This is a genomic window from Pseudomonas sp. FH1 (assembly GCF_000510895.2).
Lineage (GTDB): Bacteria > Pseudomonadota > Gammaproteobacteria > Pseudomonadales > Pseudomonadaceae > Aquipseudomonas > Aquipseudomonas azotoformans_A.
The window spans coordinates 1-15,645 of sequence record NZ_AOHM01000123.1 but is presented as its reverse complement, the minus strand read 5'-3'; the positions used below and the strand labels follow the sequence as shown (position 1 = coordinate 15,645).

Below are 15,645 nucleotides of genomic sequence, written 5' to 3'. Positions count from 1 at the left end.
AATTCCTGTTGAAAAACGGGCGAGCATGAATGTTGCTCATGATCGAGGTCGGCAATTATCGGGATTTTAGCCGGCGCACGCCAATGCAAAGGTGGCCTGGGTGCTCTTTTGGCGAGTGATCAACAGGCGGGCAGGGCTGCCGGCGAGCTGTTCAGCGAGGGCCAATGCGGCGCTTTCGGCTATGCCGTAACAGCCGGTATGGGCAAAAGCGATGTCGGATTTGTGGCTCAGGCGGTGTTCAAACACCACCAGTTGTTCAGCGCTGAAACACTGCAGCGGCAGGTTCAGCTTCTGCGCCAATGCCAGCAATCCGGGTTCCTGCTGTTTGCGATCGAGACTGGCCAGCGCAGTAATGCGCTGGCGCTCGATACCGCCCTCGGCGAGGGCAGAATCGAACAACGCCAACAAGGTGTGAAGATCACAACCCCGCTGGCAACCCAGGCCAACCACCAAAGTCATGCCGAGTATTGGTCGTCACGGTTGCGACGGAACAACCACGCGCTGATCAGGCCCAAGGCCAGCCAGAAGGCGACGTTGGTCAGCTGCGAAGCAATCTTGAACTGCGCTTCCAGGGCTTCTGGAGCGAGCATCGAATGCACTTCCGGTTGCGGCGCGCCGATCACATGCGGGACCGCCAGGATCGCCACGCCCAGCACTTTCAGCAGCCAGTTGCGACCAAACACGATCAAAGCGATGCCGGCAGCAGTAGACGCCGCAGTGCCGATCCACCAGGTCTGGCGCAGCGCCAGGTCGGCGGCGGCAGTGCCCGGCAGCTCAGGCGGCAGGCCCATCGTCGGTGCCAGCACAAAGGTTGCGTAGCCGGCCAAGCCCCACAGCAGGCCTTGGGCTGTACGGGTTGGCGTACGCAGCGTGTAGAGGCCGGCCAGCATCAATGCAAAGCCGACCGCGACCACTAGGTTACCGCCCGTGGTGGACAGCACGCGCTGCCAGCCATCTTCCGGCTCCCAGGCTTCAGCGTCATGGGTGTGGGCGGCAGCGCCTTCGGCGTGTTCGTGGGCCATTTCGGTGGCGGCCGGGGCTTTTTCGAAGGTTTCCGCCTGCAGAATCAGCGGGGCGACCCAAAAGCTTTGCAGCAGGGTCAGCAGCAGGGCAGCCAGCAGGCCGGTGAAGCCTGCGGTTTGCGCGATACGCTTGATCATGTCGGCAGGTCTCAGTGGCACGGGAACGCGGCGCTGTGGCGGGTATCGTGGGCCGCGTTGTGCACGGCCTCGATGTGCGAGAAACCGGCGAAATACACCAGGCACGCGCCGAGGATCGACGCGCCGATGGCGGCGGTCAGGCGTTGGCTCAGGGTCGAGGTGTTGCTGGCGGAGTGCGAGGTGCTGCTGATGATCGACATGGCGCGTCCCTTTCAGGTGTCAGGGTGAAACGAGCGCATGAAAACCCCGCGAGCCGGGCACGCAGGGTTTGAACAGCGCCCGCCCACCGCGGGTTTGTTATCTGATTTTTTCGGGCCGGTCTCCGGGCTTGCGAGGGGCATTGCGCCTATTAAGCATCGCCTTCCCATGCCGTAGGCACAGTGGATCTGACGCTTCGCTCGCTTACCGTTGCGGGGGCAGCACCGGACTGGTCATATCGCTATGACGCACCGGTTTCCCGTTTCACCCTGTGAAGGGCACCCGAAACAAGATGTGTAGGAGAGCATGGGGGTGGGAGGGGAGTCAATTGGGGTGTGTACATATCCGTTGCTGCGGTGATGGCTGAAATTGGTTCCGCCCTTACGGCGGCTCACTTTTAATAGAGCGCAAAAGTAAGCAAAACGCTCTTGCCCCAACACTCGGCACCTCGCCTAGGCTCGGTGTGCCCTCACTCCGGCTTGAATCCGTGGGCCGCCGCGATGGGCCATCCTTGGCCCAGCGCGGCTAACCCGGCGTCCTGCCGGGTTACCCACGAGCCGGGGGGACGCCTAGTTCTTGCCGGCGAAAAACGTGAGGCCGCCGCGTTTATCCAGATGTACCCCCGTCATCGTTGAAGATCATCGCCGGCAAGCCAGCTCCTACAGTTGACCGCGTTTGCCTTTGCCTTCGCTCTACACCACTCAAGCCGGCTGTCAGGCCGCTGTGCTCTTGCTTTTGATTTTGATCTTAGCCGCCCCGCGCCATGGATGGCGCGTGGCGGCGGCCCCCCAAATCACTGTCGGATTACGGGCATACCGAGCCTAGGCGAGGTACCGAGTGTTGGGGCAAGAGCCCTTTTGGTTACTTTTGGCTGGGCCGGCATTCCGGGCTCTTTTCCAAAAGTGACCCGCCGTAAGGGCGGAACCATAAGCAGCCATTACCGCAGCAACGGATATGTACCCCAACCCAAACCCCATCATTGACCATCCCCCAAGCACTGCGTAGCCTTGCACCCTCGAGGTTCTTCGGCCCCAGGCCGAAGCTAAGAAGGGAACGCGGTCCAAGCCGCGGCTGCCCCCGCAACTGTAAAGGGTTCAGCTGACTGCCACGCCACTGCCAAACCGGCGGGAAGGCGCAGCCAGCGCCGGTCGCAAGACCCGCACGCCCCAAGCCAGGAGACCTGCCTCGCAACCGATTTTCTACTTCAACCGGGCGGGGTGATCCGGTGACGAAATCCGCTGCTGCGCACCGTCGCAGGGCCTATCGTCCCGTATGCCCGCCCCCAAGGGCATCCGATGAAAACACTGGCCAAACTCCCCGTCACCATCGTCACCGGCTTCCTCGGCTCGGGCAAGACCACTTTGTTGCGCCACATGCTCGACAACGCCCAGGGCCGCCGCATTGCGGTGATCGTCAACGAATTCGGCGAACTGGGTATCGACGGTGAAATCCTCAAGCAGTGTTCCATCGGCTGCACCGAAGAAGAAGCCAACGGCCGCGTCTACGAGCTGGCGAACGGCTGCCTGTGCTGCACCGTGCAGGAAGAGTTCTTCCCAGTGATGCGCGAATTGGTGGCCCGTCGCGGTGACCTCGATCACATTCTCATCGAAACCTCCGGCCTGGCCCTGCCAAAACCGCTGGTTCAAGCCTTCCAGTGGCCGGAAATCCGCAGCGCCTGCACCGTGGACGCCGTGATCACCGTGGTCGACAGCCCGGCGGTAGCCGCCGGCACCTTTGCTGCGTTCCCGGACCAAGTGGATGCCCAGCGCAAGCTCGACCCGAACCTGGACCACGAATCACCCCTGCACGAGCTGTTCGCCGACCAACTGGCCAGCGCCGACCTCGTTATCCTGAACAAATCCGACCTGATCAGCCCTGAAGACCTGGCCCGCGTGCGCCTGGAAGTCGCGGAAGAACTGCCGCCAGCGGTGAAGATCATCGAGGCCAGCAGCGGCCGCTTGCCCCTGGATGTATTGATCGGCCTGGGTGCGGGCTCCGAAGAGCACATCGACGGTCGCCACAGCCATCACGATCATCATCACGAAGGTGAAGACGATCACGATCACGATGCCTTCGACTCCATTTCCATCGATCTGCCGCAAGCCGACGAAGCACTGTTGCTCGACGCCCTGACCCAGTTGGTGGTGCAACACGGCATCCTGCGCGTCAAAGGTTTCGCCGCGATCCCGAACAAGCCGATGCGCCTGCTGATCCAGGGCGTGGGTACGCGTTTCGACAAGCACTTCGACCGTGCCTGGGGCGCTGACGAAGCGCGCATCACGCGTCTGGTGCTGATCGGCCAGGACCTTGACGCGGCGGGCCTCGAAGCGCAACTGCGCGCTGCCCTCAGCGTTTAACCCATGCACCTGCTCAGGACCCAGCCCGGTGGTTTCGTCTCGGACGACAATATTGCCGACCTTGGACAAACCCCCGCTGACCTGGTGATCCTGTGCAGCGGCGATTCCAGCCTGGCGCTGCTGGCCGAAGCAGCGCAGCAGTTGCCGGACGACTACCCCAGCTTTCGCCTGGCCAACCCGATGCAGGTGCAGAACCATGCCTCGGTCGATCTGTATGTCGATGAGGTACTGCGCCACGCCAAGGTCATCCTGATTTCGCTGCATGGCGGCATCGGTTATTGGCGTTACGGCATCGAGCGGTTGGTGGAATTGGCCGAGCGCGGTGTGCAGCTGATCCTGGTGCCGGGGGATGATCGCCCGGACCCGGAACTCAGTGGCCTGAGCACCGTCGGCGCCGAAGCGCGTGATCGCCTCTGGCACTTCCTGCGCCAGGGCGGTCTGGGCAATGCACTGGATTTTTATCGCTGCCTGGCCAGCGCTTACCTGGGCCGTGACTACGCCTGGGCCGAGCCGCAAACCCTGCCGCGCACGGCGATTTATCATCCGCGCCACGCCAACGCCCGGCTGAATGATTGGCAGGCCGACTGGAATGCCGAGTGGCCGGTGGCGGCGGTGCTGTTCTACCGTTCTCATTTGCAGGCGGCGAATACCGGTTTTATTGATGTGTTCTGCCAGCGTTTGCAGGCCGCGGGCCTCAACCCGTTGCCGATGGCGGTGGCCAGCTTGAAAGAACCCGGCTGCCTGGCGGTGGTCGAGGACCTGCTGGATGAGGTGGGCGCGGCGGTGATTCTCAATACCACCGGTTTCGCCCAATCCAGTCCGGAAGCACCGCATTTGCGCCCGTTTCGCCGCAATATCCCGGTGATCCAAGCGATCTGCGCCCAGGACAACCAGCCCGGCTGGGAAGCCAGCGAGCAAGGCCTCGGCCCCCGCGACTTGGCGATGCACATTGCTTTGCCGGAGTTGGACGGGCGCATCATCAGCCGGCCGATCAGCTTCAAGGATTTGGCGTGGCGTAGCGAGCGCAGTCAGTCGGACGTGGTGTGCTACCGCGCAGCGCCCGAGCGCATGGATTTTGTCGCTGAATTGGCGCGCCGCTGGGTCGAACTGGCGCGAGTGCCGAATGCCGACAAACGCATCGCGCTGATCCTCGCCAACTACCCGACCCGCGATGGGCGTATCGGCAATGGTGTTGGCCTGGATACGCCGGCAGCGGCGCTGAATATCCTGCGCGCCTTGCACGCTGAGGGTTATCCGGTGCCGGATGCGCTGCCGGAAAGCGGCACTGCGCTGATCCACGATTTGCTCGGCGGTGTCACCAACGACCTCGACAGCCTCGATCTACGGCCCTGCCATCAAAGCCTGGGCATGGATGACTACGAAGCGATGTTCAGTCGCTTGCCCGAGGCCAATCGCCAGGCCGTGCTGGATCGCTGGGGCACGCCCCATAACGACCCGATGTTCCGTGACGGCCGCCTGATGATTGCTGGTTTGCGCCTGGGCCTGACGTTCGTTGGTATCCAGCCAGCGCGGGGTTATCAGGTGGACGCGAGCGCCGTCTACCACGACCCGGACCTGGTGCCGCCCCACGGCTACCTGGCGTTCTATTTCTGGCTGCGCCACACCTACGGTGCCCATGGTGTGATCCACGTGGGCAAGCACGGCAACCTTGAATGGTTGCCGGGCAAGGGCGTCGGCCTGTCGGAACACTGCTGGCCTGATGCGCTGCTGGGGCCGTTGCCGAATATCTACCCCTTTATCGTCAACGATCCCGGCGAGGGCGCTCAGGCCAAGCGGCGCACTCAGGCGGTGATCATCGATCACCTGATGCCGCCGCTGACCCGTGCCGAAACCTATGGGCCGCTGCGTAACCTTGAGCTGTTGGCTGACGAATATTACGAAGCGCAACTGCTCGATCCGCGACGCGCCCTGGAGTTGCAGAAAGACATCCTCAAGCTGGTGCGCGAAACCCGCATCGACCAGGAACTTGAGCTGGGGAGCGACGCCGACGCTGCCGTGTGGCTGCCGCGCCTGGACACTTACCTATGCGACTTGAAAGAGTCGCAGATCCGCGATGGCCTGCACATCTTTGGTGAGTCGCCCACAGGGCGCTTGCGTATCGACACGTTGCTGGCCTTGCTGCGGATCCCGCGTGGCGACGGCCGTGGCCCGCAATCAAGCCTGCTGCGCGCGCTGGCCAAGGCCTTTGAGTTGGGGTTCGACCCGCTGGACTGTGCGTTGGCCGAGCCTTGGACTGGGCGTCGACCGCTGGTGTTGCAGAAGATCGATCCGCAGTTGTGGCGCACCGCTGGCGATACCCGCGAACGCCTGGAGCTTTACGCGGCGCGATTGATCGAGCAAGCATTGGAAGGGCCGATTGAGCAGTTGGAAGAGCCCGCTTGGGAAGAGGTGAAGGCGGTTATTGAAAGCCTGCGCATCGTGGTTGCGCCGCGTCTGGACGCTTGTGGCCCTGCGGAAATGCGTGGATTGCTGGATGCCCTCAGCGGCCGTTTTGTGCCGGCAGGCCCGAGTGGCGCACCGAGTCGCGGGCGTTTGGACGTACTGCCAACGGGGCGCAACTTTTTCACCGTCGACGTGCGCAACCTGCCGACCACCACGGCCTGGCGCATCGGCTTCCAGTCCGCCAACCTGATTCTTGAGCGGCATTTGCAAGACCACGGCGACCACCTGCGCCAGCTCGGCCTGTCGGTATGGGGCACCGCCACCATGCGCACCGGCGGCGACGATATCGCCCAAGCCATGGCCCTGATGGGCGTGCGCCCGGTGTGGGCGACCGGCAGCCAGCGGGTGGATGATTTCGAGATCCTGCCGATCAGCCTGTTGGACCGTCCGCGCGTTGACGTGACCTTGCGGGTGTCGGGCTTTTTCCGCGATGCCTTTGCCAACCTGATCCGCCTGTTCGACGCCGCGGTGCAAGCCGTGGCGGCGATGGATGAGCCGGATGATATGAACCCGCTGGCGGCCAAGGTGCGCAGTGAGCGTGAGGCGCTGCTCCAGTCTGGCCTGGACGCAGAAGCGGCGGCGAGGCAGGCCGGTTGGCGCATCTTCGGCGCCAAGCCCGGTGCCTACGGCGCGGGCGTGCAGGGCGCGGTGGATGGTCGCCTGTGGCAAAGCCGTGAAGACCTGGCCGAGGTTTACCTGAACTGGGGCGGCTATGCCTATGGCGGTTCCGACGAAGGCACCGCCGCCCGCGCGCAATTTGCCCAGCGTTTGAGCCAGGTGCAGGCGGTGTTGCAGAACCAGGACAACCGCGAGCACGACTTGCTCGACTCCAACGATTACTACCAATTCCAGGGCGGCATGCTCGCTGCCGTGGAAACGCTCAGTGGCGACAAGGCTGCCAGCTATCATGGCGACCACAGCCAGCCCGACCTGCCGAAGATCCGTACCCTGAAGGAAGAGCTGAACCGGGTGATCCGCTCCCGTGCTGCCAACCCTAAGTGGATCGAGGGCGTGAAGCGCCATGGCTATAAAGGTGCCTTCGAGATGGCGGCGACCGTGGACAACCTGTTCGCCTTCGACGCCACCACGGCGCTGATTGACGATCACCAATACGCCCTGTTGGCCGACGCTTACTTGCTCGACCCCGACACCCGCGCGTTTGTGCAGCAACACAACCCTGATGTGCTGCGGGATATGACTGAGCGCATGCTCGAAGCGCAACAGCGTGGCATGTGGCAGGAGCCGGGGGCGTACCGCGAAGCGTTGGAAAACCTGTTGCTCGATATAGAAGAAGACAGCTGATGACTGATATTCCCCATTTCCCGCTGTCCGCCGTAGTCGGCGCCGATGACTTGAAGCTGGCGCTGTGCCTGACCGCCATCGACCCGAAGATCGGCGGTGTGCTGATCGAAGGCCCGCGCGGCATGGCCAAGTCGACCTTGGCGCGCGGTTTGGCGGACCTGCTGGCCAGCGGTCAGTTCGTGACCTTGCCCCTGGGCGCGACTGAAGAGCGCCTTGTCGGCACGTTGGACCTGGACGCTGCATTGGGCGAGGGCCGTGCGCAGTTTTCTCCCGGCGTATTGGCGAAGGCGGATGGCGGCGTGTTGTACGTCGATGAAGTCAATCTGCTGCCCGATCACCTGGTGGACCTGCTGCTGGACGTGGCCGCCAGCGGCACCAACCTGATCGAGCGCGACGGCATTTCCCATCGCCATTCGGCGCGCTTCGTGTTGATCGGCACCATGAACCCGGAGGAGGGCGAGTTGCGCCCGCAACTGCTCGACCGTTTCGGCTTCAACGTGGCGTTGAGCGGGCAGACCTTGCCGACCGAGCGTGGGCAGATCATCCGTCGTCGCCTGGATTTCGACAGCGACCCGGCGGCGTTCTGCGCGAAATGGGAAGCATCGCAGTCGGCCTTGCGCGAACGCTGCACCCAGGCACGGGCGCGGCTCGACACGATTGCGCTGGATGATGACGCGCTGGCTCAGATCACCGAGCGGTGTTTTGCCGCGGGCGTCGATGGTTTGCGTGCGGACCTTGTCTGGTTGCGGGGTGCCAGGGCCCATGCTGCTTGGCGGGGCGCCAGCGCGATTGCCGACGAAGATATCGACGCGGTTGCCGAGTTTGCCTTGCGCCACCGCCGCCAGGAGCAGGCGCCTCCAGCCAGTCCTCCGAACGAAGGGCAGTCGCCCAAACCCTCCGACACTTCGCCCGGCCAAGGCCAATGGGGCGACATGCCCACTCCGGCCCTGCCCACGGGGGCGCGTCGGGATGTACCTACCTGGCCAAAAAAGCCCTAGGCATTCGCCCCCGACCTGGCGTGGGGGCGGATGCCCGCCCCAAGGCAGGGCGACTGGACAGCGGCAGGCACGGCAAGGCGCGCAGCGCGAAACAAGGCTCGATCAATTGGCCGGGCACCTTGCTCGGTGGTCGGCCCCAATCCCGTGAAGACTTGCTGTTTCACCTGCGCAGCCGTTCGGCTCATGAGCTGTGGCTGGTGATTGTGGATGCCTCGGCGTCCACCCGACGGCACAGCGCGCTCACCGACGCCAAGGGTTTGTTGGCGCAACTGTTTGATGATGCTTACCGCCAACGGGCGCGGATGGCGTTGTTGACTGCCAGCGGGCACTCGCCCAAATGGCAGGTCCAGGGATTGAAGGCGGCGAAGGGCTTGGCGGGTTGGCTGGATCAATTGGGCGCGGGCGGTGGTACGCCGTTGCTTGCGGCGTTGACCGAGGCCGGGGCGTGGCTGGCGCAGCGGCGCAAGCGGTATCCGGCTGAACAACAGCGGCTGCTGGTGATTACGGATGGGCGACTCAAGAATATCGACGGGTTGCCGTTGCTGGAGTGTCCTGGTGTGCTGGTGGATATCGAGCGTGGGCCGATCCGCTTGGGTCGGTCACAGGCGCTGGCGGTGGGGCTGCAACTGGATTACCGGCATATCGACGATTAGGTGTTGCCGGGCACGTTCGGCCACAGGTTGGCCACCAGGAACAACCGTTCGGCTTCCTCCCAATCCTCGTCCACTTGAACCATGCGCACCAACAACTGCGCCGGCGCCATCGGATCCAGCTCCGCCAGCCAGCCGCGCATCTGTTCTTCACTCCAGACGTGATCCGCCGTGTAATGCGCTGGCGCCAACCACGCATGCCGGGGCAGGGGTTGCCAACGGCCGGGTTGGCTGCGGCTGACAAACGCTTGCCAATCGCGCTGATGCAACCAGCGCCCACGCAAATGGTGCGGATGGGCGCCAGTGGGGGCTTGGGCCTCGCCAGGCCAGGGATACAGCAGATAACCGCCGAGCCACAAATGCGCATCGAACTGCTGGATATCCAACGCCGCCAACGCCTCGCGACTTTCCGCCCGCGCTGAAATGGGCAGTTGGTGCTGGGCCAGATGCGCCAGTTTTCGATCCAGCCGGTCATGACAGCCAGGCCCCAACCACTGCGCCGTATCCTGGCCATTGCCGTCCTGCGGCCCAAGATAGAGTTTGATCGCCAGTTCCAGGTGATGCACGCCGTCGCGGTCACGCAGCAGCATGTCCAGCTCGCCCAGGGTATGTCCGGCACGCCGGATTGGCAGGTTGGCCGCCAGCAACTCAACCCCCGGCGCATGCTGCACGGCGAACTGCCACAAGCGTTCGTAATACAGGCCCAGGCGCCGGGTGCGCGACTGGCTCAACCACTGCTGCAAGGTGCTGCTGTCCTGGTCGAGTTGGCGCAACCACTGCTCGAGTAAATGCGGGGCCTGCACCCAATCGCTGCCGGCCAGCGGATGGCGTTGCGGCCAAGGTGTCTGCGCCAGCATCGGCGGGGCGAGCATCACCCACGCCAGGTCGCGCACTTCGGGGTGGCGCAGCTGGCGGGGCAGGTTGTGCAGATCCGGGAACACAGTCATGGTCCGAGCATAGCCGTTTACAAGGGGCATGGGTGGCTGAGAACCATTGTCATCAAGGCGTCACGGCGACAAAGGATTTTGCCTGGGGCGGCCTTTCGCCCATAATCCTTCTTTTTGCCACACCCCATATCCCGCAGGAGCCCCATGGAGCAATTTCGCAATATCGGCATTATCGGTCGCCTGGGCAGTACCCAGGTGTTGGACACCGTCCGCCGGCTGAAAAAATTCCTGCTGGAACGCCACCTGCATGTGATCCTCGAAGACACCATCGCTGAAATCCTCCCCGGCCACGGCCTGCAGACCTCGTCACGCAAGATGCTCGGCGAAGTCTGTGACATGGTGATTGTGGTCGGCGGCGACGGCAGCCTGTTGGGGGCCGCCCGTGCCTTGGCGCGGCATAACGTGCCGGTGCTGGGGATCAACCGGGGCAGCCTGGGTTTCCTGACCGATATCCGCCCTGATGAGCTGGAAGTCGAAGTGGCCAAGGTGCTCGACGGCCATTACCTGGTGGAGAACCGCTTCCTGCTGCAAGCCGAAGTGCGCCGCCACGGCGAGGCCATCGGCCAGGGCGATGCCTTGAATGACGTGGTGCTGCACCCCGGCAAGTCCACGCGGATGATCGAGTTCGAACTCTATATAGACGGCCAGTTCGTGTGCAGCCAAAAGGCCGACGGCCTGATCGTGGCCACGCCCACCGGTTCCACCGCCTACGCGTTGTCGGCGGGTGGCCCGATCATGCATCCCAAGCTGGATGCCATTGTGATCGTGCCGATGTACCCCCATATGTTGTCGAGCAGGCCGATTGTGGTCGACGGCAACAGTGAGCTGAAAATCGTGGTGTCCAAAGACATGCAGATCTACCCGCAGGTGTCGTGTGACGGGCAGAACCATTTCACCTGCGCCCCCGGTGACACCATCACCGTGAGCAAGAAGGCACAGAAGTTGCGGTTGATCCACCCGCTGGACCACAACTACTACGAAGTGTGCCGCACCAAGCTGGGCTGGGGCAGCCGCTTGGGGGGTGGAGGCGACTGATGCTCGATCCCGCGCGTAGCTACGACCTGATTGGTGACGTGCACGGTTGCGCCCACACCCTTGAGCATTTGCTCGACCGGTTGGGCTACCACAAGCAGGGCGGCACCTGGCGCCATCCGTCGCGCATGGCGGTGTTCCTCGGCGATATCATCGATCGGGGGCCGCGTATCCGCGAGGCGCTGCACATCGTCCACGACATGGCCGAGGCCGGCCAGGCGCTGTGCATCATGGGCAACCATGAATTCAACGCTCTGGGTTGGACCACACCGGCGCCGCCGGGCAGTGGCAAGCAGTTCGTGCGCGAGCACAACCCACGGCATGCGCGGTTGATCCACGAGACCCTGACCCAATTCGAACACCACCCGGCCGACTGGCACGACTTCCTCGGCTGGTTCTACGACATGCCGCTGTTTGTCGATGCCGGGCGCTTTCGCGTGGTGCATGCGTGCTGGGATGACGGCTTTATCGATCCGCTGCGCGCGACCTTCCCGGACGGCTGCATTGACACGCATTTCCTGCAAGCCGCCGCCGTGCCGGGCAGTTTTGCCTGCAACGCCTTCGACAGGCTGCTGCGCGGCACCGACATGCGCCTGCCGGATGGCCTTACGCTGACCGGCGGCGATGGCCTGACGCGCTCGTTCTTTCGCACCAAGTTCTGGGAAGACGACCCCAAGACCTACGGCGACATTGTGTTCCAGCCCGACGCGTTGCCGGAACCGGTGGCGCGCACGCCGTTGTCGTCCACCGAAAAGAATTCCCTGCTGCGCTACGGCGTCGACGAACCCTTGTTGTTCGTCGGTCACTACTGGCGCAGCGGCAAACCGGCGCCGATCCGCGAGAACCTGGCTTGCCTGGACTACAGCGCGGTGCTGTACGGCAAGCTGGTCGCCTATCGTCTGGACCAGGAAACCCGCCTCGACCCGCGCAAGTTCGTCTGGGTCGATGTCGAGCGGCCGGAGGTGCTCACATGAGCCCCTGCGCGCTGCACATGCACTTTTGAGGAACCTCCATGGATGATTCGACGTTCGACCAACTGGAGGCTGCGCTGGCCGCGGCCCCTGGTAACGTCGCGCTGCTGACCGTGCTGCTGGGCGCCAGTGTTGAGCGCGGCGAGCACGCACGCGGGCTGAAGCTGTTGCCCGACGACCTTGAACAATGGCCTGACGCGCCCGCCTTGAAGTTCGCGGCGGCGCAGTTGTTGCTGGCCGACGGTCAAGCGCAAAGGGCGCTGCCTTTGATCGAAGGTGGCGACCCTGCCGCGCGACTGCTCAAGGCCCGTGCCCTGGCGGCACTGGAGCGTCTCAAGGATGCCCAAGTGGAATATCGCGCAGCGGTGGACGCCAATCCGGCCCTGGAAGACATGGCGCTGTGGCGCCGCTTGAACGTGTCGGTGGTGGATTTCCCTGGCACCGAGGGTCGTCCGCGCCTGCGCGTGATCTCCAATGACGACACTGACCAGAGTGAAGTCGTGCGCCTGCTGGTGCCGGAAAACGAAACCCTGACCTTCGATGATATCGGCGGCCTGGATGAGCTGAAAAAGACCATCCACAAAAAGATCATCCTGCCGTACCAGAAACCGGGCCTGTTCCAACGCTTTCGCAAGAAAGTCGGCGGCGGCGTGCTGCTTTACGGTCCACCGGGTTGCGGCAAGACCATGCTGGCCCGGGCTACGGCGGGGGAGTGCAAGGCGACGTTTTTCAACGTGGCGATTTCCGATGTGCTGGACATGTACATCGGCGAATCCGAGCGCAAGTTGCACGCGTTGTTCGAACAGGCGCGGGCCCAGGCGCCGGCGGTGATGTTTTTCGACGAGGTCGAGGCGCTGGGTGGCAAACGTGCCAATACCCGCGAGTCGACATCGTCCAAGCTGGTGAGCCAGTTCCTCTCCGAGATGGACGGTTTCACCAACGACAACCACGGCGTGCTGATCCTGGCCGCGACCAACGTGCCGTGGTCGGTGGACTCGGCGTTCCGTCGCCCTGGCCGCTTTGACCGCGTGCTGTTTGTACCGCCACCGGACCGCCCGGCGCGGGAAGCCATGCTCAAGGCGATGATGAAAGGCCGGCCAATGGCGGACGACATCGACTTCGCCTTCCTGGCCAAGAACACCTCGGGCTTCTCCGGTGCCGACCTCAGCGAGTTGGTGGAAACCGCTGCTGATGAGGCGATTGAAGCCTCCATCGAGAGCGGTGCCGAACAATCGATTTGCGACCGGCATTTCAAGCAAGCCTTGAAAGAGGTGCGCGCCACCACCTTGGAATGGCTGACCACCGCGCGCAATTACGCGCGCTATGCCAATGAAGGCAACCAGTACGACGAAGTGCTGGCCTTCCTCGACAAGCACGGGAAGGGTCGCTGATGGCGCAGTACGGAGGTTATCGCATTGAGGATGAACCGCGTCCCGGCGCCTTGGCCAAGTGGGCGGTCTCGCCGTTCTGGCCGCTGCTCGGCCTGATGCTCGGCGGCGCGTGGCTGGGCTTGCCGTGGTTTGTGTTCAACTCCATTGCCGTCGGCAGCCCGACGCGGGTGCGCGAATGGGTGCTGGCGGGCGTTGCGCTGCTGGGCAGCATCGTGATCGGTTTTGCCTTGTTGCAGCTGGTGGGTGCGGGTTATCTGCAGACGCAGGCGCAAATCCAGTACGCCTTGCTGGTGCTGGTGGTGTGGAAACTCACCCTGGGCTACCTGTTGTACATGCAGCAAAGCGCGACCATCGAAATTTACCAGTACTACGGCGGCGAGTTGAGCCGCTTTGGTTTTCCCTTGGCGTTGATTGGTGGCTTCGTGCTTAAAGGCATGGTCGTCAAATGGCTGCCGTACACCTTGTGGTACCTGGTGGTGAGCTGATGAATACTGACTATCTGCTGCAACTGGCCTACCAGCGCCTGCAGGCCGACCACAACGACGGCGCAATCGATGCCCTGCGCCAACTGTTGGCCAGCGACCCGGATTCCGCCGAGGCCCACGCCTTGCTGGCGATCTGCCTGATGAACATGCGCCGCGTGCATGCCGCCAAGCGCGAAGTGCAGCTGGCCTTGGCCGCCGATGCGCAACTGCCGCTGTCCCACTATGCCGCCGCGCAGGTAGCGATTGCCTTACGCAAGTTCACGTTGGCCCAGGAACACGTGACCCAGTTGTTGGACATGGAACCGCTGAACCCGGCGTACTACCGTTGCCAGGCCGAGTTGTACCAACTCACCGGTCGCCTGGCGCAGAGCCGCGAGCCGTTGCAGAAAGCCCTGGAGCTGGGTCCGGACGATCCGGCGAACCTGGTGGCCATGGCGCAATTTCACCGCGATAGCAGCCAGTGGGACCAGGCGTATCAATTCGCGCGCCAGGCGTTGCAAGCCGACCCTGCGAATGCGGCGGCCGTGGTGGTGCTCGGCCATCTGTTGCTGCGTAAAGGGGACATCAACGGTGCTCGCGATCACGCGATCTGGGCCCTGCAACAAAACGCCACCAACGTTGCGGCGCTGCACCTGCTCACGGCCGTCAAGGCCCGCAGCAACGTGTTCCTCGGCACCTGGTGGCGCTTCAACAGCTGGATGAACGAGCGCAGTGCGACCCGCGCCATCATCCTGCTGTTGTGCATGTTTGTGGTCTACCGTGTCGTGGTGATCACGTTGACCGACCAGGGCTACCCGCAGGTGGCCGAGATGGTCAATTGGCTGTGGCTGGCCTTTGCCGCCTACACTTTCGCGGCGCCGCAGATATTCCGGCGCCTGCTGGATAAGGAGCTTGTGCAGGTCAAGCTCTCCAAGGAATTCTGACGGGCCAGAGGCCCCGTCACCCATGTACTCGCTGAACCTCAGAGGTTGTTCACATGTCGTCTTTTGCTGAAATGATCGAAAACATCACCCCGGACATCTACGAGAGCCTCAAGCTCGCCGTGGAAATCGGCAAGTGGTCCGATGGCCGCAAGCTCTCCGCCGAACAGCGCGAGCTGTCGTTGCAGGCCATGATCGCCTGGGAAATCCAGAACCTGCCGGAAGAGCAGCGCACCGGCTACATGGGCCCGCAGGAATGTGCGTCCAAGTCGGCGCCCGTACCGAATATCCTGTTCAAGTCGGATGCGATCCATTGATTGAAATTGGTCGCGGTGCAGTCAGCAAAATGTCGGCGCAACTCGGTGAGCCGACCGTTCAATACGCGTTTCGCCTGGGCGATGTCGAGGTACCGGTCAACCCGTTGATCGGCACGCACGTGCGCCTGGAATACCTCGGTGCCATCCATTGCAGCCATTGCGGCCGCAAGACCAAAACCAGCTTCAGCCAGGGTTACTGCTACCCGTGCATGACCAAGCTGGCCCAGTGTGACCTGTGCATCATGAGCCCTGAGCGTTGCCATTACGACGCCGGCACCTGCCGCGATCCGGGCTGGGGCGAAAAATTCTGCATGACCGACCACGTGGTGTACCTGGCGAATTCGTCGGGGATCAAGGTCGGCATCACCCGCGCCACCCAGTTGCCGACACGCTGGCTGGACCAGGGCGCGAGCCAGGCGCTGCCGATCATGCGCGTGGCGACCCGCCAGCAGTC

The 15,645-nt window shown here is 63.4% G+C and carries 15 protein-coding genes and 2 riboswitches; of the genes, 11 read left to right on the top strand and 4 right to left on the bottom strand.

Annotated features, from left to right (window positions below; genetic code table 11):
• Positions 1-66: 66 nt before the first annotated feature.
• The 3 genes from H096_RS26170 to H096_RS26160 are packed head-to-tail and all read right to left on the bottom strand — an operon-like array spanning position 67 to position 1,360.
• Positions 67-459, bottom strand: coding sequence for a cobalamin biosynthesis protein (locus H096_RS26170; RefSeq protein ID WP_033902254.1), 393 nt, complete (start codon positions 457-459; stop codon positions 67-69).
• A complete protein-coding gene (locus H096_RS26165) occupies positions 456-1,160 on the bottom strand; it encodes a CbtA family protein (RefSeq protein WP_033902253.1) in 705 nt (234 codons plus the stop codon). Before H096_RS26165 ends, H096_RS26170 begins: the two co-directional genes overlap by 4 nt.
• An 11-nt stretch (positions 1,161-1,171) precedes the next feature.
• Entirely contained in the window at positions 1,172-1,360 is a 189-nt protein-coding gene (locus H096_RS26160; RefSeq protein ID WP_033902252.1) for a CbtB domain-containing protein, read from the bottom strand.
• Between the two features lie 95 nt (positions 1,361-1,455).
• A riboswitch (cobalamin riboswitch) is annotated at positions 1,456-1,659 on the bottom strand.
• A gap of 700 nt (positions 1,660-2,359) precedes the next feature.
• Positions 2,360-2,561, top strand: a riboswitch (cobalamin riboswitch).
• 92 nt (positions 2,562-2,653) lie between these two features.
• Between H096_RS26160 and cobW the strand changes: the two genes are divergently transcribed.
• Genes cobW through H096_RS26140 form a run of 4 tightly spaced genes read left to right on the top strand, consistent with a single transcriptional unit; the run spans position 2,654 to position 9,131 of the window.
• Positions 2,654-3,715, top strand: coding sequence for a cobalamin biosynthesis protein CobW (gene cobW, locus H096_RS26155; protein WP_033902251.1), 1,062 nt, complete (start codon positions 2,654-2,656; stop codon positions 3,713-3,715).
• A 3-nt stretch (positions 3,716-3,718) separates the two neighbouring features.
• Positions 3,719-7,480 (top strand): cobaltochelatase subunit CobN, encoded by a 3,762-nt coding sequence (gene cobN / locus H096_RS26150; RefSeq protein ID WP_033902250.1) that lies wholly within the window; start codon positions 3,719-3,721, stop codon positions 7,478-7,480.
• On the top strand, positions 7,480-8,478 hold the full coding sequence (locus H096_RS26145; RefSeq protein WP_033902249.1) for an AAA family ATPase: 999 nt from the start codon (positions 7,480-7,482) through the stop codon (positions 8,476-8,478). The genes cobN and H096_RS26145 overlap by 1 nt, the downstream gene beginning before the upstream one ends.
• Before the next feature lie 53 nt (positions 8,479-8,531).
• Entirely contained in the window at positions 8,532-9,131 is a 600-nt protein-coding gene (locus tag H096_RS26140; RefSeq protein WP_033902313.1) for a VWA domain-containing protein, read from the top strand.
• Here the strand turns inward: H096_RS26140 and H096_RS26135 are convergent.
• A complete protein-coding gene (locus tag H096_RS26135; protein ID WP_033902248.1) occupies positions 9,128-10,075 on the bottom strand; it encodes a DUF1853 family protein in 948 nt (315 codons plus the stop codon). The genes H096_RS26140 and H096_RS26135 overlap by 4 nt on opposite strands.
• 144 nt (positions 10,076-10,219) lie before the next feature.
• Between H096_RS26135 and H096_RS26130 the strand changes: the two genes are divergently transcribed.
• The 7 genes from H096_RS26130 to H096_RS26100 form a co-directional block, all read left to right on the top strand.
• Positions 10,220-11,110: an NAD(+) kinase gene (locus H096_RS26130; protein ID WP_003217892.1), complete on the top strand. Its 891-nt coding sequence runs from the start codon at positions 10,220-10,222 to the stop codon at positions 11,108-11,110.
• Entirely contained in the window at positions 11,110-12,081 is a 972-nt protein-coding gene (locus H096_RS26125) for a metallophosphoesterase (protein WP_033902247.1), read from the top strand. Before H096_RS26130 ends, H096_RS26125 begins: the two co-directional genes overlap by 1 nt.
• Before the next feature lie 38 nt (positions 12,082-12,119).
• The gene (locus tag H096_RS26120) at positions 12,120-13,469 is read left to right on the top strand and encodes an ATP-binding protein (protein ID WP_033902246.1); all 1,350 of its coding nucleotides are present in this window, start codon (positions 12,120-12,122) and stop codon (positions 13,467-13,469) included.
• Positions 13,469-13,954, top strand: a complete 486-nt coding sequence (locus H096_RS26115; protein ID WP_033902245.1) for a hypothetical protein — start codon at positions 13,469-13,471, stop codon at positions 13,952-13,954. Before H096_RS26120 ends, H096_RS26115 begins: the two co-directional genes overlap by 1 nt.
• Complete coding sequence (locus H096_RS26110) at positions 13,954-14,877, top strand: tetratricopeptide repeat protein (protein WP_033902244.1); 924 nt, start codon at positions 13,954-13,956, stop codon at positions 14,875-14,877. Before H096_RS26115 ends, H096_RS26110 begins: the two co-directional genes overlap by 1 nt.
• A 53-nt stretch (positions 14,878-14,930) precedes the next feature.
• A complete protein-coding gene (locus H096_RS26105) occupies positions 14,931-15,191 on the top strand; it encodes a DUF1315 family protein (protein ID WP_033902243.1) in 261 nt (86 codons plus the stop codon).
• On the top strand, positions 15,188-15,645 hold a 458-nt coding region (locus H096_RS26100), incomplete at its 3' end, for a DUF2797 domain-containing protein (RefSeq protein ID WP_033902242.1). The genes H096_RS26105 and H096_RS26100, both read left to right, overlap by 4 nt.

Bases quoted from the DNA above. Each gene is read 5' to 3' on its own strand.
- H096_RS26170 (WP_033902254.1), bottom strand. From the start codon at position 459: ATGACTTTGGTGGTTGGCCTGGGTTGCCAGCGGGGTTGTGATCTTCAC.
- H096_RS26165 (WP_033902253.1), bottom strand. From the start codon at position 1,160: ATGATCAAGCGTATCGCGCAAACCGCAGGCTTCACCGGCCTGCTGGCT.
- H096_RS26160 (WP_033902252.1), bottom strand. From the start codon at position 1,360: ATGTCGATCATCAGCAGCACCTCGCACTCCGCCAGCAACACCTCGACC.
- cobW (WP_033902251.1), top strand. From the start codon at position 2,654: ATGAAAACACTGGCCAAACTCCCCGTCACCATCGTCACCGGCTTCCTC.
- cobN (WP_033902250.1), top strand. From the start codon at position 3,719: ATGCACCTGCTCAGGACCCAGCCCGGTGGTTTCGTCTCGGACGACAAT.
- H096_RS26145 (WP_033902249.1), top strand. From the start codon at position 7,480: ATGACTGATATTCCCCATTTCCCGCTGTCCGCCGTAGTCGGCGCCGAT.
- H096_RS26135 (WP_033902248.1), bottom strand. From the start codon at position 10,075: ATGACTGTGTTCCCGGATCTGCACAACCTGCCCCGCCAGCTGCGCCAC.
- H096_RS26130 (WP_003217892.1), top strand. From the start codon at position 10,220: ATGGAGCAATTTCGCAATATCGGCATTATCGGTCGCCTGGGCAGTACC.
- H096_RS26125 (WP_033902247.1), top strand. From the start codon at position 11,110: ATGCTCGATCCCGCGCGTAGCTACGACCTGATTGGTGACGTGCACGGT.
- H096_RS26120 (WP_033902246.1), top strand. From the start codon at position 12,120: ATGGATGATTCGACGTTCGACCAACTGGAGGCTGCGCTGGCCGCGGCC.
- H096_RS26115 (WP_033902245.1), top strand. From the start codon at position 13,469: ATGGCGCAGTACGGAGGTTATCGCATTGAGGATGAACCGCGTCCCGGC.
- H096_RS26110 (WP_033902244.1), top strand. From the start codon at position 13,954: ATGAATACTGACTATCTGCTGCAACTGGCCTACCAGCGCCTGCAGGCC.
- H096_RS26105 (WP_033902243.1), top strand. From the start codon at position 14,931: ATGTCGTCTTTTGCTGAAATGATCGAAAACATCACCCCGGACATCTAC.